This window comes from Nocardia sp. CC227C (genome assembly GCF_030767025.1).
GTDB lineage: Bacteria > Actinomycetota > Actinomycetes > Mycobacteriales > Mycobacteriaceae > Nocardia.
In genome coordinates this window covers 603867-628719 of record NZ_JASITE010000001.1, presented here as the reverse complement: position 1 = coordinate 628719, position 24853 = coordinate 603867, and the positions used below count along the sequence as shown (strand labels likewise).

General features: G+C 68.0%; 24 protein-coding genes, 2 tRNA genes and 1 pseudogene. 6 read left to right on the top strand and 21 right to left on the bottom strand.

The features are described from left to right. Positions 1 to 135: 135 nt before the first annotated feature. Positions 136 to 1491 (bottom strand): FAD-binding oxidoreductase, encoded by a 1356-nt coding sequence (locus tag QMO76_RS02805; protein ID WP_306359535.1) that lies wholly within the window; start codon positions 1489 to 1491, stop codon positions 136 to 138. A 71-nt stretch (positions 1492 to 1562) separates the two neighbouring features. Here QMO76_RS02805 and QMO76_RS02800 point away from each other — a divergent pair, with 71 nt between their 5' ends. Then, entirely contained in the window at positions 1563 to 2471 is a 909-nt protein-coding gene (locus QMO76_RS02800; RefSeq protein ID WP_306359534.1) for a LysR family transcriptional regulator, read from the top strand. A 227-nt stretch (positions 2472 to 2698) separates the two neighbouring features. On the opposite strand, the gene QMO76_RS02795 is transcribed toward QMO76_RS02800, so the two are convergent. From QMO76_RS02795 to QMO76_RS02780, 4 genes are all read right to left on the bottom strand, one after another. Further along, positions 2699 to 3451 (bottom strand): amino acid ABC transporter ATP-binding protein, encoded by a 753-nt coding sequence (locus QMO76_RS02795; RefSeq protein WP_306359665.1) that lies wholly within the window; start codon positions 3449 to 3451, stop codon positions 2699 to 2701. A gap of 26 nt (positions 3452 to 3477) precedes the next feature. Further along, the gene (locus QMO76_RS02790) at positions 3478 to 4434 is read right to left on the bottom strand and encodes an amino acid ABC transporter permease (RefSeq protein ID WP_306359533.1); all 957 of its coding nucleotides are present in this window, start codon (positions 4432 to 4434) and stop codon (positions 3478 to 3480) included. Positions 4435 to 4443: 9 nt separating this feature from the next. Further along, positions 4444 to 5292, bottom strand: coding sequence for an ABC transporter substrate-binding protein (locus tag QMO76_RS02785; RefSeq protein WP_306359664.1), 849 nt, complete (start codon positions 5290 to 5292; stop codon positions 4444 to 4446). Between the two features lie 208 nt (positions 5293 to 5500). Next, positions 5501 to 6583 carry an isocitrate/isopropylmalate dehydrogenase family protein gene (locus QMO76_RS02780; protein ID WP_306359532.1) on the bottom strand — a complete coding sequence of 361 codons (1083 nt, stop codon included), beginning with the start codon at positions 6581 to 6583 and terminating at the stop codon, positions 5501 to 5503. A gap of 74 nt (positions 6584 to 6657) precedes the next feature. Between QMO76_RS02780 and QMO76_RS02775 the strand changes: the two genes are divergently transcribed. After that, positions 6658 to 7158: a 2'-5' RNA ligase family protein gene (locus QMO76_RS02775; RefSeq protein WP_306359531.1), complete on the top strand. Its 501-nt coding sequence runs from the start codon at positions 6658 to 6660 to the stop codon at positions 7156 to 7158. 57 nt (positions 7159 to 7215) lie between these two features. After that, positions 7216 to 7581 carry a thioredoxin gene (trxA, locus tag QMO76_RS02770; protein ID WP_029929033.1) on the top strand — a complete coding sequence of 122 codons (366 nt, stop codon included), beginning with the start codon at positions 7216 to 7218 and terminating at the stop codon, positions 7579 to 7581. Between the two features lie 113 nt (positions 7582 to 7694). Here the strand turns inward: trxA and QMO76_RS02765 are convergent, their stop codons facing one another. Beyond that, a complete protein-coding gene (locus QMO76_RS02765; RefSeq protein ID WP_306359530.1) occupies positions 7695 to 8138 on the bottom strand; it encodes a 2-keto-3-deoxygluconate kinase in 444 nt (147 codons plus the stop codon). 385 nt (positions 8139 to 8523) lie between these two features. On the opposite strand from QMO76_RS02765, the gene QMO76_RS02760 reads away from it, so the two are divergent. Further along, the gene (locus QMO76_RS02760) at positions 8524 to 8865 is read left to right on the top strand and encodes a hypothetical protein (protein WP_306359529.1); all 342 of its coding nucleotides are present in this window, start codon (positions 8524 to 8526) and stop codon (positions 8863 to 8865) included. A 108-nt stretch (positions 8866 to 8973) separates the two neighbouring features. Here QMO76_RS02760 and polA read toward each other — a convergent pair whose 3' ends face one another. Further along, positions 8974 to 11715, bottom strand: a complete 2742-nt coding sequence (gene polA / locus QMO76_RS02755) for a DNA polymerase I (protein WP_372341872.1) — start codon at positions 11713 to 11715, stop codon at positions 8974 to 8976. A gap of 112 nt (positions 11716 to 11827) precedes the next feature. On the opposite strand from polA, the gene QMO76_RS02750 reads away from it, so the two are divergent. Beyond that, positions 11828 to 11900: transfer RNA gene (locus QMO76_RS02750), tRNA-Trp, on the top strand. Positions 11901 to 11955: 55 nt separating this feature from the next. Here QMO76_RS02750 and QMO76_RS02745 read toward each other — a convergent pair. The 6 genes and pseudogenes from QMO76_RS02745 to QMO76_RS02720 form a co-directional block, all read right to left on the bottom strand. Continuing rightward, the gene (locus tag QMO76_RS02745; RefSeq protein WP_306359662.1) at positions 11956 to 12669 is read right to left on the bottom strand and encodes an ABC transporter ATP-binding protein; all 714 of its coding nucleotides are present in this window, start codon (positions 12667 to 12669) and stop codon (positions 11956 to 11958) included. A gap of 114 nt (positions 12670 to 12783) precedes the next feature. After that, a pseudogene (locus tag QMO76_RS02740) lies at positions 12784 to 13785 on the bottom strand (ABC transporter ATP-binding protein); the annotation flags it as partial. Next, positions 13782 to 15023 (bottom strand): branched-chain amino acid ABC transporter permease, encoded by a 1242-nt coding sequence (locus QMO76_RS02735; protein WP_306359528.1) that lies wholly within the window; start codon positions 15021 to 15023, stop codon positions 13782 to 13784. The gene QMO76_RS02735 and the pseudogene QMO76_RS02740, both read right to left, overlap by 4 nt. After that, the gene (locus QMO76_RS02730) at positions 15020 to 16087 is read right to left on the bottom strand and encodes a branched-chain amino acid ABC transporter permease (protein WP_306359527.1); all 1068 of its coding nucleotides are present in this window, start codon (positions 16085 to 16087) and stop codon (positions 15020 to 15022) included. Before QMO76_RS02730 ends, QMO76_RS02735 begins: the two co-directional genes overlap by 4 nt. Before the next feature lie 137 nt (positions 16088 to 16224). After that, entirely contained in the window at positions 16225 to 17415 is a 1191-nt protein-coding gene (locus QMO76_RS02725; protein WP_306359526.1) for a branched-chain amino acid ABC transporter substrate-binding protein, read from the bottom strand. 246 nt (positions 17416 to 17661) lie between these two features. Then, entirely contained in the window at positions 17662 to 18288 is a 627-nt protein-coding gene (locus QMO76_RS02720) for an ANTAR domain-containing response regulator (RefSeq protein ID WP_306359525.1), read from the bottom strand. A gap of 220 nt (positions 18289 to 18508) precedes the next feature. Here QMO76_RS02720 and QMO76_RS02715 point away from each other — a divergent pair. Then, positions 18509 to 18595 (top strand) — tRNA-Leu (locus QMO76_RS02715). A 42-nt stretch (positions 18596 to 18637) separates the two neighbouring features. On the opposite strand, the gene QMO76_RS02710 is transcribed toward QMO76_RS02715, so the two are convergent. From QMO76_RS02710 to QMO76_RS02675, 8 genes are read right to left on the bottom strand one after another with little or no spacing between them, the layout of a single operon-like run. Then, positions 18638 to 19846, bottom strand: a complete 1209-nt coding sequence (locus QMO76_RS02710; protein ID WP_306359524.1) for a site-specific integrase — start codon at positions 19844 to 19846, stop codon at positions 18638 to 18640. Between the two features lie 2 nt (positions 19847 to 19848). Then, positions 19849 to 20049: an AlpA family transcriptional regulator gene (locus QMO76_RS02705; protein ID WP_306359523.1), complete on the bottom strand. Its 201-nt coding sequence runs from the start codon at positions 20047 to 20049 to the stop codon at positions 19849 to 19851. A 2-nt stretch (positions 20050 to 20051) separates the two neighbouring features. Beyond that, positions 20052 to 21047 carry a hypothetical protein gene (locus QMO76_RS02700; RefSeq protein ID WP_306359522.1) on the bottom strand — a complete coding sequence of 332 codons (996 nt, stop codon included), beginning with the start codon at positions 21045 to 21047 and terminating at the stop codon, positions 20052 to 20054. Further along, the gene (locus QMO76_RS02695) at positions 21044 to 21454 is read right to left on the bottom strand and encodes a hypothetical protein (protein WP_306359521.1); all 411 of its coding nucleotides are present in this window, start codon (positions 21452 to 21454) and stop codon (positions 21044 to 21046) included. The genes QMO76_RS02700 and QMO76_RS02695 overlap by 4 nt, the downstream gene beginning before the upstream one ends. A 37-nt stretch (positions 21455 to 21491) precedes the next feature. Next, positions 21492 to 22475, bottom strand: coding sequence for a toprim domain-containing protein (locus QMO76_RS02690; RefSeq protein WP_306359520.1), 984 nt, complete (start codon positions 22473 to 22475; stop codon positions 21492 to 21494). A gap of 6 nt (positions 22476 to 22481) precedes the next feature. Beyond that, a complete protein-coding gene (locus tag QMO76_RS02685; protein ID WP_306359519.1) occupies positions 22482 to 22859 on the bottom strand; it encodes a hypothetical protein in 378 nt (125 codons plus the stop codon). A 6-nt stretch (positions 22860 to 22865) separates the two neighbouring features. Then, entirely contained in the window at positions 22866 to 23252 is a 387-nt protein-coding gene (locus tag QMO76_RS02680) for a hypothetical protein (protein WP_306359518.1), read from the bottom strand. 3 nt (positions 23253 to 23255) lie between these two features. Further along, the gene (locus tag QMO76_RS02675) at positions 23256 to 24827 is read right to left on the bottom strand and encodes a hypothetical protein (protein ID WP_306359517.1); all 1572 of its coding nucleotides are present in this window, start codon (positions 24825 to 24827) and stop codon (positions 23256 to 23258) included. Between the last annotated feature and the right edge of the window lie 26 nt (positions 24828 to 24853).

The following is a 24853-nucleotide window of genomic DNA, read 5'->3' as shown; positions in this document are numbered from 1 at the left end:
ATGCGACAACGGTGAACTTTCGGTATGGCGGCACAGTACCGACGAGTAATTGCCGCTATGTTGCGTTTGCAAAGAATCGTGCCCGCATTGATGGGATGATGATGGAAAAATTGTCACGCGGGGATTACTTCACGATCATCGGGTCGCCGGGCGGATATTTCGGTTGCTCCGGAACAGATTCCGGGCGTCGTGGGTCGCCTTGAGCGCGGCGAGGCGCGCGTACGTGTCGGGTGCGTAGCCTTCCCGCGTCTGCTCCTCGTCCGCCCGTGCGCCACCGCCGTACAGGAAGTTCAGGTGGTGACCGATGGTCCACGGGGACAGGCCGTCGCGGATATCCGCCAACCGTTCGTCGACACCCGGCCCCGGGCTGGCGATCACGCGGGCGACGTACTCGGCTTCCCGGTGGTCCACCGCGATCCCGGCCGGCCCGGGTCGGCGCAGCGCACCGCCGAGGTGCCGGAGCCCGGCGACGACGGGAACACCCGAGTCCGGCCCGGTGCGGTCGAGGAAGGTCTCCGCCGCACGCGTGGGCAACGCGCTCAGCAGGGCATTGGTGGCGGTGTAGGGGTGCGGATCGGCCGGATCCCGGTGAATGCCGTGGCTTTCGGCATAGGGCATGGTGCGCAGATCGTCGGCGAGCCGGGCGCCCACCGCCCGCAGCGGAGCGACCAGGCGCTCTCCCTCGGCCGCGGTGCCGGTGTAGGCGAGGGCGATCGTCGCGGTGTAGCGCCCGCGCAGGGGTTCGGGGACCTGCGGGATGTTCGGAATGGTGAGCATGGTGATGGCGGAGGTCATCGTCTCGGGCAGGTCGTGCGTCCACAGCCGCCAGGCTTCCAGCGCCGGTTCCACCAGCCGGGTGTCGAAGGTGAGCTGGCCGCCGTACACCTCGGTGAGCGGCATCAGGTCCAGCTCCAGCGCGGTGACCACGCCGAAGTTCCCGCCGGTGCCGAGTACGGCGGCGAACAGCTCGTCACCGGGCTCGAGGCGGCGCAGGCGGCCGTCGGCGGTCACCAGCTCGACCGCGCGCACATGGTCGGCGGCGTAGCCGAATTCGCGGGCGAGGATGCCGATCCCGCCGCCGAGGGTGTAGCCGACGACACCGACCGTCGGCGAGGAGCCGTTGAGCGGGGCCAGTCCGTGCGCGGCGGCCGCGTCGACCAGCGCCCCGGCGCGGACGCCGGCGGCCACCCGGGCGGTGCCGGCCGCGGGGTCGATCCGGATATCGGTCATGCGCCGGGTGCTGATCAGCACACCGCCGTCGGCCGCCACCGACAGACCGTGGCCGGTGGCCTGGACCGCGACCGGAAGTCCGTGGCGCGCGGCGTATTCCACGGCGGCGCGCACATCCTCGGCGTGCAGTGCGCCGACGACCAGGGCCGGGCGGTGGGTGTAGGCCGTCTGGAAACCGGTGATCTCGGCGTCGTAACCGGGCTCGCCCGCACGGAAGACCGGGCCGGTGGTGGACAGGTCGGGAATGGCTGTTCTCGTCATACCTCCGACCCTGCCTAGCCGAGCACGATAACTCCAACAGATAGTTCTTCTTCTCGCTAGAATAATCAGTTATGGAACTGCGACAGCTGCGCTACTTCGTCACCGTGGCCGAGGAGGCCAACTTCACCCGCGCCGCCGCGCGCCTGCACCTGGCCCAGCCGGGCCTGAGCGCCCAGATCCGCCAACTGGAACGCGAACTCGGACAACAACTCCTGGACCGCTCCGGCCGCACGGTCACCCTCACCCCGGTGGGCGCGGCGGTGCTGCCGCTGGCGCGGGCGGCGCTGGAGGCGACCGAGCGCATCACTCATACGGTCGACGAGTTCACCGGACTGCTGCGCGGCCAGGTGCGCATCGGCATGATCTCCGGGGCCGCCACCGACGAGTTCGACGCGGCCGGGGTGCTGGCGGCCTTCCACCGCGATCACCCCCAGGTCGGGATCAGTCTCACCGAGGACACCTCCGACCGCATGCTCGCCGCTCTGGGACGCGGCGAACTCGATCTCGCCATCGTCGGCGACAGCGGGGCGGAACTGGGTCCCGCCGTGGCCGCCGAAACCGTCCTCGACACCGCCATCGTCGCCGCGGTGGCCGCCGACGACACCCGGTTCGGTTCCGCGCTCACCCTGGCGGAGCTGTGCCGCCACCCGCTCATCGCCCTACCGCGCGGCACCGGCATCCGTGGCGTGCTCGAACGCGCCTGCGCCACAGCCGGTCTCAGCCCCGATATCGCCTTCGAGGCGGCCGCTCCCCCGCTGCTCATCCGGCTGGCCGCGTACGGCCTCGGCGTGGCGGTCGTACCGGAGCCGACCGACACCGAGCCGACCGACACCGAGGCGGCCGGATCGGGGGTGCGCACCCTGCCGCTGACCCCCGCCCTGCGCGGTCGCCTGATCCTGACCTGGCGCACCGACCGACCGCTCAGCCCGGCGGCCAAAGTCCTGCTGGGACAGCTGCGCATCGCGCTCACCGGCCGCTGAGATCCCGTGGACGCACCGTGCGGCGCGAGCCCTGCGTACGTGCGGGGCGAACCCGGCGTACGCGCGGAGCGAACCCGGAGTACGCGCGCGGCGCGAACCCGGAGTACGCGGCGGCAACTCGAACCTGGCACCGCCCGGACGTTCGTGCCGCGCGACGACCGCACTCACGACGGATCGGCCCCGCTCCGCGCTGCGGAACGGGGCCGATCGGGTAAGCCGCTGCGCCGCTACAGAATCCGGGACAGGAAGGTCTTGGTGCGCTCGTGCTTGGGATCGGCCAGCACCTCGCGCGGGTTACCGGCCTCCACCACCACGCCGCCGTCCATGAACACCAGCTGATCGGCGACCTCGCGGGCGAAGCCCATTTCGTGCGTCACCACCACCATGGTCATGCCGTCGGCCGCGAGTTCCCGCATGACGCCGAGCACCTCGCCGACCAGCTCCGGGTCCAGCGCCGAGGTGGGCTCGTCGAAGAGCATCAGCTTGGGATCCATGGCCAGCGCCCGGGCGATGGCGACGCGCTGCTGCTGGCCGCCGGACAGCTGGGCGGGGTAGGTGTCGGCCTTGTCCGCCAGGCCGACCCGGTCCAGCAGTTCCTTGGCGCGGGCCACCGCGTCGGCCTTGGCGGTCTTCTTGACCTGGGTGGGCGCCTCGATGATGTTCTCCAGCGCGGTCCGGTGCGGGAACAGGTTGAAATGCTGGAACACCATGCCGATGTCGCGGCGCTGACGGGCGGCCTCGCGCGGATGCAATTCGTAGAGCTTGTCACCCTTTTCGCGGTAGCCGACCAGTTCGCCGTCCACGTACAGCCGTCCGGCGTTCACCTGCTCCAGATGGTTGATGCAGCGCAGGAAGGTGGACTTGCCGGAGCCGGACGGGCCGATGAGGCACAGCACCTCACCGCGTTTCACCTCCAGCGTGATGCCCTTGAGCACCCGCAGCGCACCGAAGTTCTTGCAGACCCGGTCGGCGCGCACCATGGGCGGCACGGTGTCGGATGTCGCGGTCACTTACCCTCCTCCACCACGTGCTGTTGGGAAGCCAAGGCCCGCAACTGCTTTCCGGTCAACTGCCGCGAGGAACCGCGTGAGTAGTAGCGCTCCAGGTAGAACTGGCCCACCATGAGCACGCTGGTCACCACCAGATACCAGGTCGCCGCGACCAGCAGCAGCGGCACCGGCTGGAAGTTCACGCCGTAGATGTCGCGCGCCCGGCCGTACAGGTCGGTGGTCAGCGGAATCGCCGTGACCAGCGAAGTGGTCTTGAGCATGGAGATGAGCTCGTTGCCGGTGGGCGGAATGATCACCCGCATGGCCTGCGGCAGCACGGTGCGGCGCATGGTTTGCGACCAGGACATGCCCAGCGCCACCGATGCCTCGCGCTGCCCCTCGCCCACGGAATTCACACCGGCACGGACGATTTCGGCCATGTAGGCGGCCTCGTTGAGTCCCAGGCCGATCACCGCGAACAGGAACGGGGCCCGCCAGTCCAGCACATTGAAATCCGCGAAGGACGGACCGAAGGGCACTCCGACGGTGATGGTCTGGTACAAGCCGGGGAACAGGCCCCAGAACACCAGTTGCACGTACACCGGAGTGCCGCGGAAGATCCAGAGGTAGGCCCACGCCACCGAGCGCAGCACCGGGTTCGGCGACAGCCGCATGATGGCCAGCACCACGCCCAGCACGGCGCCGAGCACCATGGCCAGCACGGTCAGCTCCAGCGTGACCAGCGCGCCTTCCAGGATCCGCTTGTCGAACAGGTAGTTCGCGTACGTATCCCAGTGGTAGGCGGGATTGGTCGCCGCGCCGTACAGGAACAGGCCCAGCAGCACCAGGATGATCGCGGCGGCGATCCACCGGCCCGGACGCCGCAAGGGGATGGCCTTGATGGGCTCCGGCTCGGCACCGGCCGCCGCCGCGGTGGCGGCGGCGGACTCCGGCTTCTCGAACTTATCGGACATCGTGTGTGATCAGCCCTGTGCGCCGTTGATGACCGACTTGGCGATCACGCCCTCTTCGACACCCCAGTTCTCGGCGATCTGCCGGTACTGGCCGTTGTCGATCAGGTACTGCATGGCCTGCTGCAGCACCGGGGCCAGCGGCGAACCCTTCTTGACCGGCCAGCCGTAGGGGGCGGAGTCGAAGATCGGACCGGCGGCCTCGATCACCTTCGCGTCCTTGTTGGCTTCCTTGATGGCATAGGCGGTGACCGGCGAATCGGCGGACATGGCGTCCACCTGGCCCTGCACCAGCGCGGTGGCGGCGGCGCTCTGCTCGTCGTAGGCCACCTTCACGATCTCCGGCTTGCCCTCGGCGACGCACTCGGCGCTGCGGTCGGGAATCTCGTCGGTGTCCTGAACGGTGGTGCGCTGCACCGCGACCCGCTTGCCGCAGGCGTCGTCCGGGTTCACGTCCGAACCCACCTTGCGGGCCCACTGGCTGCCCGCGTTGAAGTAGGTGACGAAGTCGGCGGTCTGCTCACGCTCCTTGTTGTCGGTGAACGACGACATGCCGACGTTGTAGGTGCCGACCTCGATGGAGGGGATGATCTTCTCGAAGTCGGATTCCTGGTATTCGGCGGTCACGCCGAGCACCTGGGCGACCGCGTCCATCAGGTCCACGTCGAAGCCGATGATCTCACCGGTGGCGGGATCCTTGAACTCGTTGGGCGCGTAGGGCACATTGACGCCGACGACGAGCTTGCCCGAGTTCTTGATGTCCTCCGGCAGCTGCGCCGCGATGGCGTCCACCTTGGTGATGCCCTCGACCTTGGCGACCTCGGGGCCGCCGCTCTCGGTGTTGCTACACGCGGTCAGCATCAGGACGCCACCGGCGAGCGCACAGGCGGCCCGCAGGGCACGCCCGCGGAAAAATCGAACAGACACAGGTCCTCCACAGTTCGGTTACGCGACATCCGGGCGTCGCCCGCCGTTCGAAATGTAGGCGAGTCGGACATTCCGCGCGGATCGGTAACGGAAGATTAATCCGCGACACGCTGGCGCGTGCCCGTTACGCGCCGGACATCGCTCACCAGCGGTGCAGACGTGCCCGCACCTGCTCGGTGAATTCGGTGGTAGATGCTAACCCACCCAAATCGGATGTGGCGACTCCGGCCCGCAACGTCTCCGCTACCGCGTTGTCGATGCGATCGGCGGCGCGGTGCAGGGCGGAACGGCCGTCGCGGTTGGCCAACCAGCGCAACATCATCGCGGCGGACCGGATGAGCGCGAGCGGATTCGCCCGATTGTGTCCGGCCAGGGCGGGCGCAGCGCCGTGCACGGCCTGGGCCATGGCGTGGGTGTCCGAGCAGTTCAGCGAGGGTGCCATCCCCAGCGAACCGCTCAGTTCGCCCGCCAGGTCGGAGAGGATGTCGCCGAACAGGTTCTCGGTGACCAACACGTCGAAGGCATCGGGCGTGCGCACCAGCAGCGCCGTGATCGCATCCACGTGCTCATCGGTCACCTCGACATTCGGGTAGCGCTCGGCGACCTCGTAGCACACCTCGCGGAACAGGCCCGTGGTCAGGGGCAGCACATTCGCCTTGTGCACGATGGTGACCTTCTTGCGCCGGGTCTCGGCCACCTCGAAGGCCAGCCGGGCGATGCGCTCGATGGCCGCGCGGGTGAACACGCCGACCGCCAGGGCAACATCCGGGGTCGGCCGGAACTCACCCGATCCGGCATACATATTGCGGTCGGCGTAGAGACCCTCGCTGTTCTCGCGCACGATGACCAGATCCATCTCGGCGGCCACCGCCCGCACCCCCGCCATCCCGCGCGCCGGGCGGATATTGCCGTACAGGCCGAACCGCTTGCGCACCGCGCCCGCGGGCGGCAGCCCGGTCCGGTGCTCGGCCGCGTACGACGCACTGTCGTGCGGGCCCATGATCCACGCGTCCACCCCTTCCAGACCCTTCAGCGTCGCCTCGGGCACCGGATCGCCGAACTCCGCGATGGCGGCGTGCCCGATCAGCAGCGGCACCCACTCCACCGCCGGAATCCCCAGTACCGCCAGCGCCTCGTCCACCACGTCGCGGGCGGCGCGCACCACGTCCGGGCCGATTCCGTCCCCCTCGATCAGCCCCAGCCGCAGATTCCCGCCGTCACTCATGCCGGTAATCCTCCCGCAACCACCGCGCTCGCGCGGAACCGGACCCCGGACACTTCCTCACGTATCGTCCACCTGTGGTCCAGTCGGTTGAACTGATCCTCGACGAGGCGGCGGAATCCACCATCCGCGACCAGTGGCGCCTGCTGGCCGAGGCCGGCCTGCACTCCCCCGACGCGAACCACCGCCCCCACATCACCGTCGCCGTCGCCCGCGAAATCTGGCCCCGCCTCGACAAATCCCTGGCCCGGGAGCCCTTCACCGCCATCCCCGTCCTCCTCGGCGGCCTCCTCGTCTTCGGCGCCCGCCGCCCGATCCTGGTCCGCGCCGTCGTCCCCTCCCTCCCCCTGCTGGACCTACAGCGCCGATTGTTCGGTGTCATCTCCCCCTGCCCGGGTATCCCCTCTACCGTGCGTCCCGACGCGTGGACCCCACATGTCACACTGGCCAGGCGCGTGACCCCGACCCAGTTGCCGACCGCCCTGGCGGCCGTCGGCCGGGACGGGGATTTCCCGGCTACCGTTGTGGGTATACGACGGTGGGACGGTGATCGGCGGCGCGAGTGGCCGGTCGGGTAGGGAACACAACCGCATCGTTCGGTGTTGGACCGGACGAAACCGACACGAGAGGATGCCATGGCCACCCAGACTCTTACCGAGCAGAACTTCGATGAGGTCGTGACAGGAAACGACGTGGTACTCGTCGATTTCTGGGCCGATTGGTGCGGCCCGTGCAAGAGCTTCGCGCCGACCTACGAGGCGTCGTCCGAGAAGCACCCCGATGTGGTGTTCGGCAAGGTCGACACCGAGTCGGAGCAGGGGCTCGCCGCGGCGGCGCAGATCCGCTCGATTCCGACCATCATGGCTTTCCGCGAGGGCGTGCTCGTCTTCGCACAGCCCGGCGCGCTGCCCCCGGCCGCGCTGGAGGACCTCATCGGTCAGGTCAAGGATCTCGATATGGAAGAGGTCCGCAAGCAGCTCGCCGAGCAGCAGTCGCAGTAGACCGACGCGAGCTCGCCGCACCCGGGATCGGGTGCGGCGCTGCTGTTTTCGGACCCATCCCGCAATGCACCCCGCCACCGTGCGGGTGGCGGGGTGCGGGGAGCGGCGCTACCTCAGAAGTGTGTTCCGAGGTGGTTGATGCCCGCGATCATGGCACGGATGGCGGATTCGGCTCCGTCGTCGGCGAGGGCGGCGCCCCAGCCGCGGCGGCCGTTGAACTCACACTGGACGAAGGTGGCGATGCCGTCATCGGTGCGGCGCTGATGGAAGGCGAGGATCTCGACCGGATAGCCCTCGTCGTAGAGGGCCGAGGTCAGTGTCGCCACCGGACTGCCCGTCGCCACGACGGTGCGGAGGTGGTCGGCGATCTCCAGGGTCGCCGTGTAGCGCCCGCCGGGTCCGTGGTGCCCGATGGGCGTCCACTCACTGAGCTTGACCGGGCCTTCGTGTTCGCAGTACCGGTCGTAGAACTCGGCGGGGGTGAGGTCGCGGCACTCGGCCCGCAGACTCGCGGGGGCGGCGGCGATGAACATGTCGGTATCGATGGTGATGGTCATGGTGAGGTTTGGTCTTCCCGAATCTTCCGAGGAATGGCAGAGGGGACCAGCGAGAAATCAAGAGCAGAGTGGCCGCAGCGAGGGGGCCGGTCCGAATCAGACCCCGCTACGGCGGGCTACTACGAGAATTCGCGCCACAGCCACCATCGCGGTGAGCGGAAGAAGCGCGGCGCGGTCGCGGTCGGCGACATCGAGCGCGGCGCTGCGGCTGTAGGCGGGATTCGGCACGGCGTCGAGCTTAAGGGGACATCTCGGGGATAGCAACCATATTCCGCGCCGACCCACGAGTAACTTTCGACACGCTCGGACCGGCATGGCTTCGGGATGCCGGAGAGCCACTCCCCGACAATGGGCAAACCAGCAGCGAACTCTCTGGAAGGTTGCGATGACCGATCCGAAGATCCAGAGCACCATCGACCGGCTGCGCGACTGCCACCACAGCTGCCGACGCCGCATCCGGGCCGCATCGGATCTCGGTGCGGCGCATCCGGACCGGCGGTATATCGCCATGCTGACCGACGTGTCCGAACTCAGCGGACTCGCCGCCGATCTGCTGGACAGCGAATCCCCCTGGGCGGACTGGATGTGCGAGCTGACCGCCGACGCCTGCGCCGAACTGGCCGAGCAGTGCGAACTGCGCGGTGAGCGGGGCTGCGCCGAGAGATGCCGCACCACCGCGCTGGCGTGCGCGACAATCGCGCCGAACACGCTGCCGCCACACCACTGATCACCGGCCACCGCCGCCCGGCGTGCGGCCGGGCGAGTGCGCACTCCGCCGATCACGCGCGGCCATCGCCCACGAGCACCGTGCCCACGGGCGATGGTCGCGCACCGGTCAGTGCGCCGCGGCGTCCCAGCTGCGGCCGACGCCCACCGACACCTCGAGCGGCACCGAGAGCTCGATAGCCTTCGACATATGTTCGCGGGCAAGGGATTCCAGCGCCTCACGCTCCCCCGACGCCACTTCGAAGACGAGTTCGTCGTGGATCTGCAAGAGCATCCGCGACTTCAGGCCCGCCGCCCGGATGGCCCGCTGGGTGTCGATCATGGCGACCTTGATGATGTCGGCGGCCGTGCCCTGGATGGGCGCGTTGAGCGCCATGCGTTCGGCGGCCTCGCGGCGCTGGCGGTTGCTGGAGTCCAGGTCCGGCAGGTAGCGGCGGCGGCCGAACAGGGTTTCGGTGTAGCCCACCTTGCGCGCCTGCTCGACGGCGTCGCGCAGATAGTCGCGAATGGCGCCGAAGCGGTTGAAGTACACCTCCATCTGCGCCTTGGCCTCCTCGGCGCTGATCTTCAACTGCTGGGACAGGCCGTAGGCGGACAGCCCGTAGGCCAGGCCGTAGGACATGGCCTTGATGCGGCGGCGCATTTCCGGATGCACCTCCGACAGCGGGATGTCGAATGCCTTGGACGCCACGAAGGTGTGCAGGTCCTCACCGGAGTTGAACGCCTCGATCAGGCCCTCGTCCTTGGACAGGTGCGCCATGATCCGCATTTCGATCTGGCTGTAGTCGGCGGTCATGAGCGAGTCGTAGCCGGGGCCGACCACGAAGGTGTCGCGGATGCGGCGGCCGGTGTCGGTGCGGATCGGGATGTTCTGCAGATTCGGCTCGGTGGACGACAGCCGTCCGGTGGCGGCGATGGTCTGGTTGAAGGTGGTGTGGATGCGCCCGTCGTCGGCGACGGATTTGAGCAGGCCGTCCACGGTCACCTTGAGCCGGGTGGCGTCGCGGTGCTCGAGCAGATGCTGCAGGAACGGGTGCTGGGTCTTCTCGTAGAGACCCTCGAGCGCGTCGGCGTCGGTGGTGTAGCCGGTCTTGGTGCGCTTGGTCTTGGGCATGTCGAGCTTGTCGAACAGCACCACCTGCAACTGTTTGGGCGAGCCGAGGTTGATCTGCTCGCCGATCACCTCGTAGGCATTGTTCGCGGCCTCGGCGACCCGGTCGGCGAATTCGCGCTGCAACTGCTCGAGCTGATCGGCGTCGACGGCGATTCCGGCCTGTTCGAGATCGGCGAGCACGGCCAGCAGCGGCAGTTCCATATCGCGCAGCAGGGCGGTGGACTCGATGCGCTCGAGCTCCTCGTCGAAGGCGGCGGCGAGGTCGGAGACCGCTTGGGCGCGCAGGATCTCGGCTTTGGCGATTTCCTCGTCGACCTGGTCCTCGTCGTCGAGCAGGGACAGCTGGGCCGCGCCCGCATCCTCGACCCGCAGTTCGCGCTTGAGGTAGCGCAGCGACAGATCGTCGAGGGTGAAGGTGCGCTGGCCCGGCCGCACCAGATAGGCGGCCAGGGCGGTATCGCTGGTGAGGCCGCCGAGGTTCCAGCCGCGGGCACGCAGCGCGTGCATGGCGGACTTGGCCTCGTGCAGGGCCTTCGGGGTGTCCGGATCGGCCAGCCAGGCGCCCAGGGCGGCTTCGTCCTCCGGGGTCAGGGCGTGGACGTCCAGGTAGCCGCCCTCGCCGTCGGCGGCCGCGATGGCGATGGCCTTGGCGTCGCCGTCGACCGGACTGCCGATGCCGACCACCGAAACACCGTGGCGCCGACCGGCTTCGGCGTGTTCGGCCAGCCAGTCGGCGACCGAGCCCGGAGCCAGGGTGCCGCCGCTGATCTCGAATCCCGACTCGGCTTCCGGCTCGACCGGGGCCAGGGTGTCGAACAGGCGGTCGCGCAGGACGCGGAACTCCAGGTCGTCGAACAGGGCGTGGATCTTCTCCCGATCCCACGGCTGCATGGCCAGCTGGTCCGGGGTGTAGGGCACCGGCACATCGCGCACCATCTCGGTGAGCTGCCGGTTCAGCACCACGCTGGAGAGGTTGGCGCGCAGCGCGTCTCCCACCTTGCCCTTGACGGTGTCCACCTTGTCCACCAGCGCCGCCAGGTCGCCGTATTCGCGCACCCATTTGGCGGCGGTCTTCTCACCGACGCCCGGGATGCCGGGCAGGTTGTCGCTCGGGTCGCCGCGCAGCGCCGCGAAGTCGGGGTACTGGGCCGGGGTGAGCCCGTACTTCTCCGCCACCGCCGCCGGGGTGAACCGGGTCAGCTCGCTGACGCCCTTCTTCGGGTAGAGCACGGTGACATCGTCGTTGACCAGTTGCAGCGAATCCCGGTCGCCGGACACGATCAGCACCCGGTATCCCTGCGGCACCGCCTGCGTGGTGAGGGTGGCGATGATGTCGTCCGCCTCGTACCCCTCCATCGCCATGGTGGGAATCCCGAGCGCCCCCAGCACCTCCTGGGTGATCTCCACCTGCCCGCGGAACTCGTCCGGCGTGGTGATCCGGTTCGCCTTGTACTCCGGATACGCCTCGGTCCGGAACGTCTTCCGGTTCACGTCGAACGCCGCCGCCACATGCGTCGGCTTCTCGTCCCGCAGCAGATTGATCAGCATCGCCGTGAACCCGTACACCGCGTTCGTGGTCTGCCCGCTCTGTGTCTTGAAGTTCTCCGCCGGCAGCGCGTAGAACGCCCGATAAGCCAGTGAATGCCCATCGAGCAGCAACAACGTGGGCCGCTCCCCCACATCGGGGGTAGCGGTGGACACAGCACTCGGACGCTGATCGATAGAGGCAGGAGTCACGCCCCAGAGTCTAGGGACGTCCACCGACAGCCGGACGCACCGGGCGCGAACAGCACCGACGAAATCCGATTTCGCCCCGGGGCGGCGGCTTGGTACCGTGTTCGAGCAACGAAGGGGCGTAGCTCAATTGGCAGAGCAGCGGTCTCCAAAACCGCAGGTTGCAGGTTCAAGTCCTGTCGCCCCTGCAAGCAGATCGGGCCGGTCATCCGTGGATGACCGGCCCGATCTCGGATTCCGGGTTCAGCCGACGCCGAGGTAGGCGGATTTGATGGCGGGGTCGACCAGGAGGTCACGACCGGGGCCGGACTTGGTCACCTCGCCGGTTTCCAGGATGTAGGCGCGGTCACTGCGGGTGAGGGCCTGCTGGGCGTTCTGCTCGACCAGCAGGACCGTGGTGCCGCTGTCGTTGATCTCGGTGATGATGCGGAAGATCTGCTGGATCACCATGGGGGCCAGACCCATCGACGGCTCGTCCAGGAGCAGGAGTTTCGGACGGGCCATGAGGGCGCGGCCGATGGCGAGCATCTGCTGTTCGCCGCCGGAGAGGGTGCCGCCGACCTGGCGACGGCGCTCGGCGAGGCGGGGGAACAGTTCGAAAACCCAGTCCAGGGTGGAGTCGTACTCGGACCGCTGCTTGAACGGGCGCGCGTAGCAGCCCATGTCCAGATTCTCCTGGACCGTCATACCGGGGAAGACGCCCCGACCCTCGGGAGCCTGGATGAGCCCGGCGAGCACCCGTTCGTGCGCCTTCATACGGGTGATGTCCTCGCCCTCGAACAGGATTCGCCCCTTGGTCAGGGGCAGCAGGCCGGACAGCGCGCGCATGGTGGTGGTCTTGCCCGCGCCGTTCGCGCCCAGCAGGGTCACCAGTTCACCGGAGCCGACATTGAGCGAGATCCCGTGCAGCGCTTGAATTCTGCCGTAGTTGACGACGATGTCCTCGACCTGGAGCAGCGCGGACGGCTCCGCCTCGGCCGTGGCACCCTCGGGTTTGCGCAGCGTGACCGCCGGATCGGGCGTTGCGGTCGCACCGGACTCCATCGCCTCGGCCACCTCCGCCGCGACCTCCTCGGCGGCGGCGTCCTCCGCCACGGCCTCGACCGCCGTCTCGGCCGCCGGACTCTCCTCCGGCACACCCAGATACGCCGCGATCACCGCCGGATCCTCGCGGATCTCCTCCGGCAGCCCATCGGCGATCTTGCGCCCGAACTCGAGCACCACGATCCGGTCCGTCACACCCATGACCAGCCGCATATCGTGCTCGATGAGCAGCACGGTGAAGCCGTCGTCACGGATCTTGCGGATGAGGTCCATGAGCGCGGACTTCTCGCTGGGGTTGAATCCGGCGGCGGGCTCGTCCAGGCACAGCAGTTTCGGCTCGGTGGCCAGTGCCCGGGCGATCTCCAGCCGACGCTGGTCGCCGTAGGAGAGATTGCGCGCCTTCTCCACCGCGCGCGGCGCGATGCCGACGAATTCCAGCAGCGCCATTCCCCGTTCGATGGCGTCGCGCTCCTCGCGCCGGTGGCGGGCGGTGCGGAACAGCGCGCCGGGCACCGAAGTCCGGTGCCGCGCATCGGTTCCCACCACGACGTTCTCCAGCGCGGTCATCTCCTCGAACAGCCGGATGTTCTGGAAGGTGCGCGCGATGCCGAGCCGGGTGATCTCGTTGCGTTTGGTCTTGGTGAGCGGTTTGCCGTCGAAGGTGACGGTGCCCCCGCTCGGCCGGTAGACCCCGGTGATGGCATTGAAGCAGGTGGTCTTGCCCGCGCCGTTGGGCCCGATGAGTCCGAGGATCTCGCCGCGCCGAATCTCGAAACTCACCTGGTCCAACGCCGTCAGGCCGCCGAACCGCACGGTCAGGTCGTCGGTGCGCAACAGCGGTGCGCCGACCGCGGTCGCGATCTCACGATGCGGTGCGACCACCTCCGCGACGGCCGCCGCGCTGCCCAGACCGGGCAGCACCGCGGAGACGTCCACGGTGCCGGTGCTCTCGATCTCGGGTGCCTCGGTGTATCCGGCCGCGAAATCCTCGTTGTCGAACAGCGCGTCGCCCGCGCCCGGCCCGGTCATCGCCGTGCTCCCGTCGTCGCCGGAGCCGCCGTGGCCGCCGGCTTGTGCACTGCCCGGTACACCTGCCGCCCGTAGGCGAGCAGCCGCTGCCGGACCGGGAACAGACCCTGCGGCCTGAAGATCATCACCACCACCAACGCGAGACCGAAGAACAGATACTTGTAGTCACCCAGCGACTGGTCGCCCACCTCCACCGACATGAACCGGTTCGGCAGGTACACCACCAGGAACGCGCCGACGATCACCCCGAGCTTGTTGCCCTGACCGCCGATCACCACGGCGCACAGGAACAGCATGGAGTTGATGATGTTGAACACGCCCGGGTTGATGTACTGCACCTGGCCCGCGTACAGCGCGCCCGACAGGCCGCCGATGGCCGCGCCGATGGTGAAGGCCCACAGCTTGAACTTGAAGGCGGGCACGCCCATGATCTCGGCGGCGTCCTCGTCCTCGCGGATGGCCACCCAGGCCCGGCCGACGCGGCTGCGTTCGAGGTTGCCCACCAGCACCAGCACCACGATCACCAGCGCCATGCCGATCCAGAACCACCAGGTGCCGGAGTTGGCGCGGTCCAACAGATTTCCGCTCTCGGAATCGCCGAGATTGCCGGAGGAGAAGTAGCCGCCGGGGTGATCCTCCGATTCGCCGACCCGCGGGTAGGCGATACCGGAGAGCCCGAGGCTGCCATTGGTGATATCGCCGAGGTTGTCGGCCAGCAGCCGTACGATCTCACCGAAGCCGAGGGTCACGATGGCCAGGTAGTCACCGCGCACCCGCAGTGTCGGCGTGCCCAGGATGAGACCGGAGATGGCGGTCAGCAGAATGGCGACCGGCACACAGGCCAGCCACGCCCACTCGGTATTGAGAAAGCCGCCGTCGGTCTGATTCCACGGACTGTTCGGACTGGTGAGCAGACCCACCGAGTAGGCGCCCACGGCATAGAAGCCGACATAGCCCAGATCGAGCAGACCCGCCTGTCCCACAACGACATTGAGGCCGATGGCGATGAGCGCCGTCATGGCGAACTGCGCCATCACACCGCCGAAACTGGTGCCCGGGGTGTCGAGCAGCGGCGGCGGGAACAGCGGCAGCAGCGCCAGCACCACGATGGCCGGTACGCCGACGGCCCACTGCGCGGGCCGGGACAGCCCGCTCCACCAGGAGCGCAGCGCATCGCCGACGCCCCGCATGGTCCGCTCCGGGTCCTGCGACGGACCGGTCTTCTTCGGTTCGCTCATGCGCGGGCCCTCCCCAGACTCTCACCCAGAATGCCGGTCGGCCGGAACATCAGCACGGCGACCAGCAGCACGAAGGCGACCACGTCACGCCATTCGGTGCCGAACAGGATCTGTCCGTACATCTCGGCCAGCCCGAGCAGCAGTCCGCCCAGCAACGCGCCCCGCAGGTTGCCGATGCCGCCCAGCACGGCGGCGCTGAACGCCTTGATGCCCAGGATGAATCCGCCGGAATAGATGATGCCGTTGGGCACCCGCAGCGTGTAGAGCAGCGCCGCGGCGCCGGCGAGCAGGCCGCCGATGAAGAAGGTCAGCATGATGACCCGCTCGCGGGAGACGCCCATCAGGGTGGCGGTATCGGGATCCTGTGCGACCGCGCGCACGCCGCGGCCGAATTTGGTTCTGTTGATGAAGAATTCGGTGGCGACGGCCAGCAGCACCGCGGCCACGACGATGACGACCGCGGTATTGGTGACGGCGGCGTCGAAGATGGTGAACAGTTCCGTCGGCTGCACCAGCATGATCGGCTGCTGGGCATTGGTGCCGCCCATACCCGGCCAGATCTTCGGCAGCACGTAGTGCACGAACTCCTGCAGGACGAACGACATGCCGATCGCGGTGATCAGGAAGATGAGCCGTTTCGCGCCGCGTTTGCGCAAGGGCCGGTAGGCGACTCGCTCCAATCCGACCGCGGCGCCGCCGGAGACCAGCATGCCGATGATCATGGCGGTGCCGAGGTACACGATCGTCAATCCGGTGCCCTGCGCGTAGACATTTCCGCTGGCCCCGAAACCGAGCAGCATCAGTCCGATCAGCTGACCGAACATGCCCAACATGAATACTTCCGAATGGGCGAAATTGATGAGGCGCAGTACACCGTAAACGAGGGTGTAGCCCACCGCGACCAGAGCGTAGATCGAACCATAGGTGAGACCGTCGACGGTGAGCCGCCAGAATTGGTCGATCACCCCGGTGACATTGAAATCGATGGACCCGTTCGCCAGCAGGGTCACACCGGACCACGCGGTGTAAGCGTCAGGCCCGGAGGCGGCGGCCTGCGTAACCATGGAGGGCCCGATTACGCCGCCATCGAGTACAGCTGGTGAAGACATTCGCTACTTTCGCCGTAGAGGAAACAGCGTGTGCCGGACGGGCCCGACAACCGGCCCAGAATTCCGGCACACGCTGTTTCGAATCGGTGCTGCTACTTGACCTCGTACATCCAGATCAGCGCCTTCTCCAGTTCACCGGTCGGGCCCCACTTGTACTCGCGGGCCAGGCCCTGTCCCTGGTAGGTGCGCACGTACTCGACCATGTCGGCGCGCGACACCTTGCCGGCGACGATGCCCTTCAGCATGATCGTGGTCAGGTCGTAGCCCTCGGTGGAGTACGTACCCGGGTCGTAGCCGTTGAAGTCCTTGTACGCCTGGGTGAACTCCTCCGGCGAGGGACCGCACGGGCAGGAGATGAGCGCGCCCTCGGAGGCGTCACCGGCCTGCCGCACGAACTCCACATCCTTGGCGCCGTCATCGGAGATGAACTCGGCCGTCACACCGCCCGAGCGCAGCTGCTGGACCAGCGGGGCCGCCTCGGCGTAGTAGCCCGCGTAGTAGATGGCGTCCGGCGCGGCCGACGACAGCTTCGACACCGCGGCGGAGAAGTCCTTGTCGCCTTCCTTGACATTGACCGCGCAGCCCGGGTCGGCGACCGACCCCAGGGTCTCGGTCAGGGTCCGGGCCAGGCCGACACCGTAGTCGGTGTTGTCCGCGACGACGCAGATCTTGTTGTACTTGCCGGTCTGCAGCAGGTAGTTGGCGACCGCCGGGCCCTGGATACCGTCATTGCCGAGGCCGCGGAAGAAGGTCTTCCAGCCGTTCTTGGTGAGGTCGACATTGGTGGCCGACGGGGAGAGCGCCAGCAGCCCGGCGTCGCTGAGCACCTGACCGGTCGCCTTGGTCTCGCCGGAGAAGGTCGGGCCGAGCAGACCGACGATCGACGGATCGTTGATGATCGTCGGGATCACCTGGGTGGCCTTCTGCGGGTTGCCCTCGGTGTCGAATTCCTTCAGTGTCACCTGACAGTCGGGATTGGCCTTGTTGAACTCGTCGATCGCCAGCTTGGCGCCGCGGACGATATTCAGACCGAGGTTGGCGTTCGGTCCGGTCAGCGGGCCCGCCATGGCGATGGACTGCGGGTCGCACTTGGCATTGCCGTCACCGGCCGGATCTGCCGCGGCCCCGGAATCGCTGGCGGCGACCTCGCTGCCGTCCAGATCGACCTGGACCAGCGGCTCGATGCTGAGCCCCCCACCGTCTGTGCCGTTGTCGGTCGATTTGCTGCTGCACCCCGCCAGCGCGAGCGCCGCTGCCGCCCCGATGACCACTACGCGTGCCATGCGACCGCGCCGCAGGGAAGACGTGCGCGTCATTGAACCAAGCACGATTCACCTCTATGTTCTGTGCTCCCCCGGCTCGCCGAGGGGGCCGCCTCATCTGTCGGCCCGGTCAGAACATAGCCCCGCCGCGTTAGCTGCGCATCACATTCGCATCAGTCATGTGACATCGAGACAAACTATTTTCCCGCCCGTGTTGCCAGGGCGTTAAGGATCTACGGCCCGCCCCGGCAACATAGCGGTTATCTATTATTTAGGTGCGAGATTATCCAGCACCACTTCGGCGACCGCCTTCATGGTGGTGCGTCGGTCCATGGCCGTGCGCTGTATCCACTTGAAAGCCTGCGGTTCCGATAGCCCCTGCGTCTGCATGAGCACACCCTTGGCACGCTCCACCAGCTTGCGGGTCTCGAGCCGGTCCGCGAGATTGGCGACCTCCCCCTCGAGGGCCGTGATCTCGTGGAAGCGGCTGGCGGCCAGCTCGATGGCGGGCACCAGATCCGATTTCGTGAACGGCTTGACCAGGTACGCCATCGCACCGGCGTCCCGCGCCCGCTCCACCAGGTCACGCTGGCTGAACGCGGTCAGAATCACCACGGGGGCAACGCGTTTCGAGGCGATCTCGGCGGCGGCGTCGATCCCGTCCCGCCGCGGCATCTTGACGTCCATGATCACCAGATCGGGACGCAGCTCCTCGGCCAGGTCGACCGCCTGCTGGCCGTCACCCGCCTCTCCGACGACGTTATAGCCCTCCTCGGAGAGCATCTCGACGAGATCCATCCGGATGAGGGCCTCGTCCTCGGCGACCACCACCCGCTTGGGGGCGGACGGCGCGGAGTCCTTCTTCGCGCCCGCGCCCCCTGCTGTCGTTCCCATAGATAGACCCCTGTCGCTTCCGATAACCAACCACCGACGCTGCTCGTCCGACGCCACCCTCGCCGACCGGCACGCATCCGAGTAACCCAAAGACTACCGCCCACCTCCGCCCACAACCCATCTACCCAGCGCAAACCGACCAGTATCACAACGTCACCCGCCGTTCCCCGGCGTGGTTAGGTCTCCGGCCAGGTCACCCGCTATAGTTTTCACCCGGTGCGCCGGGTTGGCGGAACTGGCAGACGCGACGGTCTCAAAAACCGTTGTCCGAAAGGACGTGTGGGTTCGAGTCCCACACTCGGCACCAAGGTCAGGGGCCGTTTCCGAGATCAGCGGAACGGCCCCGTTCTCATCCCGTACGCAGTTCGTACGCAGCAGCCCGCGCGCCGGCTTCCATTCCCGCGGCGACGGCGTCCAGATCATCCGGGAACAGGTGCCCGTAGAGGTCCAGGGTCAGCATGGCCGTCTTGTGCCCCAGCATTCGCTGCACGACTTTGATATTCGCTCCGGCACTGATCGCGAGCGAGGCTGCGGTATGCCGAAGACCATGCGGGACAACATTATTCAAACCGGCTTCTTTGACCGCCTTGTCGAATACCCACCGGAACTCCGTGGAGGTCAGAAAGCCGCCCTTGTGGCTGGGGAAGACCAGTGCGTCCGGCTGGCGGTCCTCGAGCAGCGTCCGAAGTTCCTTGGCCAGGGTGGCGGGGATCGGCACCGTGCGCGTGGTGTGGTTCTTGGTGTCGGTCTCGACATATCCCTGTCCTGTTACCGGTGTCGCTGACCGGGCCACGGTGATCCGATTGGCGTCGAGGTCGACGGCCCACGCCCGCAGTGCGATGGCCTCTCCGAAGCGGATGCCGGTATAGGCGAGGGTGAACACCAGCGGCCGGAAGCGGCCGGCGGCCATCGCCAGGCGCATCACCTCCAGGTGGGTGAGATACCGGCGCTCCGCGGACGCCATCGACGGAAGGTCGATCTCCTCGGCGGGATTGGTCGCCAGCCGCTTGGCCTTGATGGCGAACCGCAACACCTGGTTGAACACCTGATAGGACTGGATCACCCGCGAGGCCGAGAGCCCGCGGCCCTCGAATCTGCTGCTGCCGGTCTGCGACAGTTCGACGACCCATTCCTGGATGTCCTCGAACTCGATATCGCGTAGCGGCGTCTCTCCCCACCGCGGAATGACGATGCTGTCGAGCAGAGAACGGTAGCCGGCAACGGTCTTCGGCTTCCGGAACTTCTTCGTGGCGAACCATTTCTCCGCGACCACAACGAAGAGAACTCCGCTGCGGTCGGGGTCAACCCACGTACCAGTAACGACCCTCGTAGTGACATCGCTGTCCAGGAACTTCTGCGCCGCGTTCTTGGTAGCGAACGACTGCGTCCGCTCCTTTCCGTTCGGATCGACGTAGCGTGCTCGCCAGCGTTTCCACTGGCCGTATCGCTTCGACTTGACTCTCTCCCGCGACTTCTTCCCCGTGGCGGGGTCGATGGTGACGCTGGTCTTGAACCAGAGATCCTCGACACCCGCCCGCGGATTCCGGCGTCCGGCCATGGTCAGGCCGCTCCGCCGGTCTTCGTCTCGGCCTCCTGGGCGGCGATCCAGGCCGCGATGACGCTTTGCCTCCACACTCGGCGCCGGCCGAGCTTGAAGCTCTCGGGGCCGGTGCCGAGCCACGCCCAGTAGCGCCAGGTGGCGGCGGGTATGCCGGTGAGTGCCTCGCAGTCCTTCGCCTGCAAGTAGCGGTCGTTCTGCATGGTCAGTTGTCCTCTCTGTGTTCCTCGGTGAGCTGACGGGCGGCGGTGAGAGTGCCGACCGCCGATGAGTCGAATCCCGCACGTTCCTCGATCTCCAGCTGGCGGGCGTTGTCGGATCGGGTGTCGGTGCTGTCGGGTTGGGCGACGATTTTGGCGACGGTCGAGTGATGGAGGCCGAACGCGTCGCCGACTATCCGGGTGGACCGCACGGTGCGGTACATGGCGCGGATGCTGTTGTCGCGGTCGCTGTCGGCGGACTTGTCGGCGGCTGTCGCCTTCGCGGCGGCTGTCGGGGGTCGGGTGTCGCCGGTGGTGCCGACGGCGTCGGGTGCCGGTTCCCTGGTGTCGGGTGGGGTGTCGACTACAGCGGACTTGGTGTCACGGGCGTCGCCTGCGGTGTCGGTAGGGTCCGGATCGGGTTGTGCCGGTGTGGATTCGGAGAGCAGGGCGAATCCGCAGATAACCATGAATCCGTCGATGGCGAGTGGGCCGACTCGGGCGCCTACGCTGTCGTAGCCCCAGGACAGTAGGACGTGGTAGACGTGTCCGTAGCTGATGATGGCGGAGCCGAGTGCGACAGTGCCCGCTCCGGCGTAGCGGGCCAGTTTCCACCACAAGCCGGGGAGCCAGCGAACGCGTAGCAGGACTTCGACCGAGAGCATGAGCACGATCGGCCAGACCGCGGAGCCGATCTGGGGTGCGATGCCGGGGCTCCAGCCGTCGGGTTGGGTGTCGGCGGGCAGCCAGGTGTAGAGCCAGTTCGCCATGACCGAGAGCACGGCGCCGAATCCGAAGCCGAGCCAGGCGACCGTCCGGCCGCCGGTGGGTGCGTGCGGGTGTCGGGTCTGCTGTCGGGTGAGGCGACGCTGTCGCCTCGGTGGTGTCGGGTCCGCGACGGTGTCGGGCACGGTGGGGATGTCGGTGTCGGCCGGTGGGCGGCTGTGGTGCACGGCGTCGTTGCCGTGCACCACGAGCGAACCGGCGCCGTTGCCGGTCACGCCTCACCTCCGCCCGCGGTGGTGGGGGTGTAGACGGCGGTGTAGAGCCGCGCGCGGTCGTCGGCGGGGTCGGTGCCGGTGAAGGTGACCGACAGGGTCGCGCCGACCTGGAACTCGGCGCCGGCCTTGCTCAGCGCGGTGCCGATGGCGCGTTCCATGCGCGGGGTCGGGTACAGGTTGCGCAGTCCCGCCGGGGTGTCGAGCGTGATGAACAGCTGCATCACCGGGTTGCCCTGCTTGTCCTTCTGGACCTCGCCGGGGGCGCCGTTGAACTTCAGCCGCGGCTGTTCCCCGATCTCGGTGATACGCCCATAGACGGTAGTGCCGGGGGTGGCGTTCTTGCCGAACGCGCTCGGCGGTTTGGCGGCGGCGGCCTTGAAACGCTGTCCGTAGTCGATTCCGGTCATGATGTGGATTCCTTCCTGATTTCTTGGGATTGGTGGGTCAGCGGCTGCGGGTGATGGCCCGTGTCCGCTGTGGGGGTTGGCGGTAGTGCCGGTCCAGGTAGGGGACGCGTTCGAGGGCGTCGATGCCGTGGCCGGCGTCGAGGTGGTCGGACAGGTCCTTGCCCGCGGCGGCTTGCAGCACGCGGATCTCTCCGACGTGCCCGTGCAGGGTCTCGGCGACGCGGGCGGCGTGCCGGTAGCCGGGCCGGTCGCGGTCGGCGACCACGATCACGCGGCCCGCGCCGTGTAGCCATCGGGCGTGTTCGCGGGTCCAGGACCCGGCGCCCATGGCGTTGCAGGTGGCGATCTGTCCGGCGTCGAACGCACGCTGCACGTCCTTCTCGCCCTCGCAGACGTAGATCTCGCGTCCGGCCGCGACGGCGTCGACGAGTTCGGGCAGCCGGTACGGGATCGGCGCGAAACCGGTGTGCTCCCACTGGTTCCCGGTCCAGCGGGCCTGCCAGAACCCTTTGCTGTAGCCGTGCTGGTGCGGGGTGCGCTGCCGGGCTACGGCACCTTCGACGCGTCCGTCCGGCCACCGGTAGACGTAGGTGCACACCGTTTCCACCGGTCCGACCGCCTCACCCAACTGCGGCTTGTGCGGCGGTGGGAACTGGACGTAGTCGATGGCCTTGTCCACCAACGTCATTCCCGCCCCATGCAGCCGCGGCCGTGGTGTCGGCGGCTGGTTGCGGCGGTGCGGGTCACGCTGTGGGAGTTGGTCCCACATGTCGCGGACCCGCAGGTTCAGGCGCGAGAGAACGTCTTGGTCGTCGCAGCCGGCCCAGCACCGCAGGATGGTCTTGCCCTGGGCGGGGTCGTAGCGGACACCGAGCGATGGATTGTGGTGCTGGCCGTCGTTCTCATGGACCGGGCAGTAGTAGTTCGTCCATTTCGGTCCGGACCTGCCCGGACCCATCTGCGCGGTGAGGGCGGAGGTGATCAGTTCCCACGAACGCCCATGTGTCGGTTGTGGTTCCATGCCCGGTCACCGCCCTCGCTCGATTCCCGGCCGGTGGGTGCGCTGCTGGGAGCGTTCCCAGTGGGCCAGGTCGCGGGTCTGATGCAAACTGCGGCGTTGGATGTCGGTGACGCCGCCGTCCCAGCCCTGAGCGCGGTTGTGTTCGACGTCATCCAGGAGCCGGTTCATGGTGTCGGGGCGGGCACGCCAATCGGAGTAGGCGTCGGTGAGGTACTGCCAGTGTTCGGCGTGCGGGCCGGTCTGCCACCGCTGGTCGCATTCGCTGGCCGTGCGGTAGATCTCGTCCAGCTTGGCCTCGGTGACGCCGGGTTCGTACGCCGTGCGCCACCGCTCGGCCTGGGCGGCGAACTCGGTGCGCATAGCCTCTTCGTGTTCACGTTCCATGGCTGCTCACCGCTCCCGCTGCACCGGAAGCTGCTGCGGCGGGCTGTAGGCCCGGATCGCCGAGCGTTCCTCGTTGGCGATGTTGCGGGCCTGGTCCAGGCTGCGCCGCTGGGTGTCGGTGAATCCGGCACCGTGGTAGACGTCGCGGTGGGCGTCGATGTCGGCGACGAGCTTGGCAGTGTCTTCGGGGTAGTCACGCCAGTCGGTGTAGGCCGCGCACAGGAAGTTCCATTCCCGGGCGTGCGGTCCGGACTGCCACCGTTGGTCGTACTCGTTGACACGAGCCTGGATCCCGTCGACGTGGACGGCCGGGTCGGCCCGCAGGGTCTGCCAGGACAGAGCGATGCAGTCAGAGAACTCGGCGCGCATTGCTTCTTCGTGTTCGTGATGCATGGCTCAGCGGCTCCGCTCGATCGGGTCACGCTGGGGCTTCGGTGTGCCGTTGCCGTTGCGGTGGAGTCCGTTCGGTCCCGGCATCGGCTGGGTATCGCCGGGCTGGGCCTGGTTCTGGTTGCGTTCGGCGTCGACGCGGGCTTTGCTGCCGTAGCGCTTGTGCTCCGGGGTGGCCTGGGCCAGTTTGCGTACGGCCTCGTCGCGTTCGGCCCTGTACTTGTCACGCTCGACGCCGGTCTGAATCGCCTTCTCGCGCAGGTTCTTCAGCTCGGCGTCCTGGCGGACGTTGGTGTTGCGCAACGCCTGTACTTCGGCCTCGGCGGCTTCGCGCTGGCGCTTGTGCTCGTTGCGGTCGGCGGTGACCGCGTCCAGGCCGCGGCGTAGTACGGCGACGTCGCGGGCGAAGGTGTCCCGGTCGGTTCGCAGTTCGGTGAGCTGGCGTTCGACCTGCGAGAGCCGCTGTTCGGCGATGTTCGTGGGTGGGGTGGCGGTCGCGCCCGGTGGCGGGGTGGGTCCTCGGTCGCGGTCTCGGCGGGCCTGGTCGCGGTAGGTGGTGAGTTCGTCGGCAACGAATCCGGGTGTGCCGGCGACGGTGTAGCGCGGATCGTGCTGGCCGCGTTCAGTGACGGTGACTTCCACGCCCGTCGTGTGGTTCGACGTCATGGTGTGGGTGGTGCGCTGTGCCCACTCGGCGGCTTCGGCCTCGTTCGGGTGCAGTCCGAGCCGGTGCCGCTGGGTGCCGTCGCGGTCGGTGACGCGCAGCAGGGCCGCGATGCGCGAATTGTCGGCGGCGGTGTTGAACTCGCGGCTGATCTCCTCGTCGGTGAGTCCGGCCGTCTGCGCGCGGCGGGCCGCGGCCTGGCGCGCTGCATCGAGCTGGGCGCGGGCCTCGGTACTGAGCTGCGCCGCGTTGCGCGACCACTGCCCCTGGATATGCCGGATGCTCTGGACCGCCTCGGCACGGGCGATGTCGTCGCGCTGCTCCGCGCCGGTCGAGGCCGGGGCGGATGCGGCGGTGCCGGTGGCGGTCTGCCGCTCGGCGGCGCGGGTGTAGGCGGGACGGCGTTCGATGCCGGTGGCGGCCTGGGCGCGGGCGACCTGGGCCCGATACCGCAGGGCGTCTACGCCTTTGACCTTGTGGGCGTTGCCGAACAGGTCGCCGAGTTCGTACTCGGGGAACTTGGTGGCCGCGGCCATCCCGTCCAGCGCGATGCCCTGTTCGGTCGTGGTCAGCCCCTGCGACCGCAGGATGCGCTCTTCCAAGTGGTCGTAGTGGCGGACCAGGGCGGCGTGGTCGCGGCTGCGCTGCTCGGCGCTGGTGTCGGGGTCGATGGCGCGGCCGGTGACCGCGGCCGAGTGCTGCCGGTAGGTGTCGATGGCCTGGGCGGTGCGCGTGAGTTCCAGGGCGCGCAGCTGCTGCTGTTCGCGGATCTGCTCGCGGACCAACCCGGTGATGTTCTTCTTGGCGCGGCGCCGCTCCAGCCACGACGTAGCGTGGGTGAGCTGGGTCAGCAGCTGCGCCATCCGTGCGGTGAACTGGCTGGTTTCGCGGGTGATGTCGTCCATCTCGGACATGAGTGGGTATTCCTTTCGGGGATAAG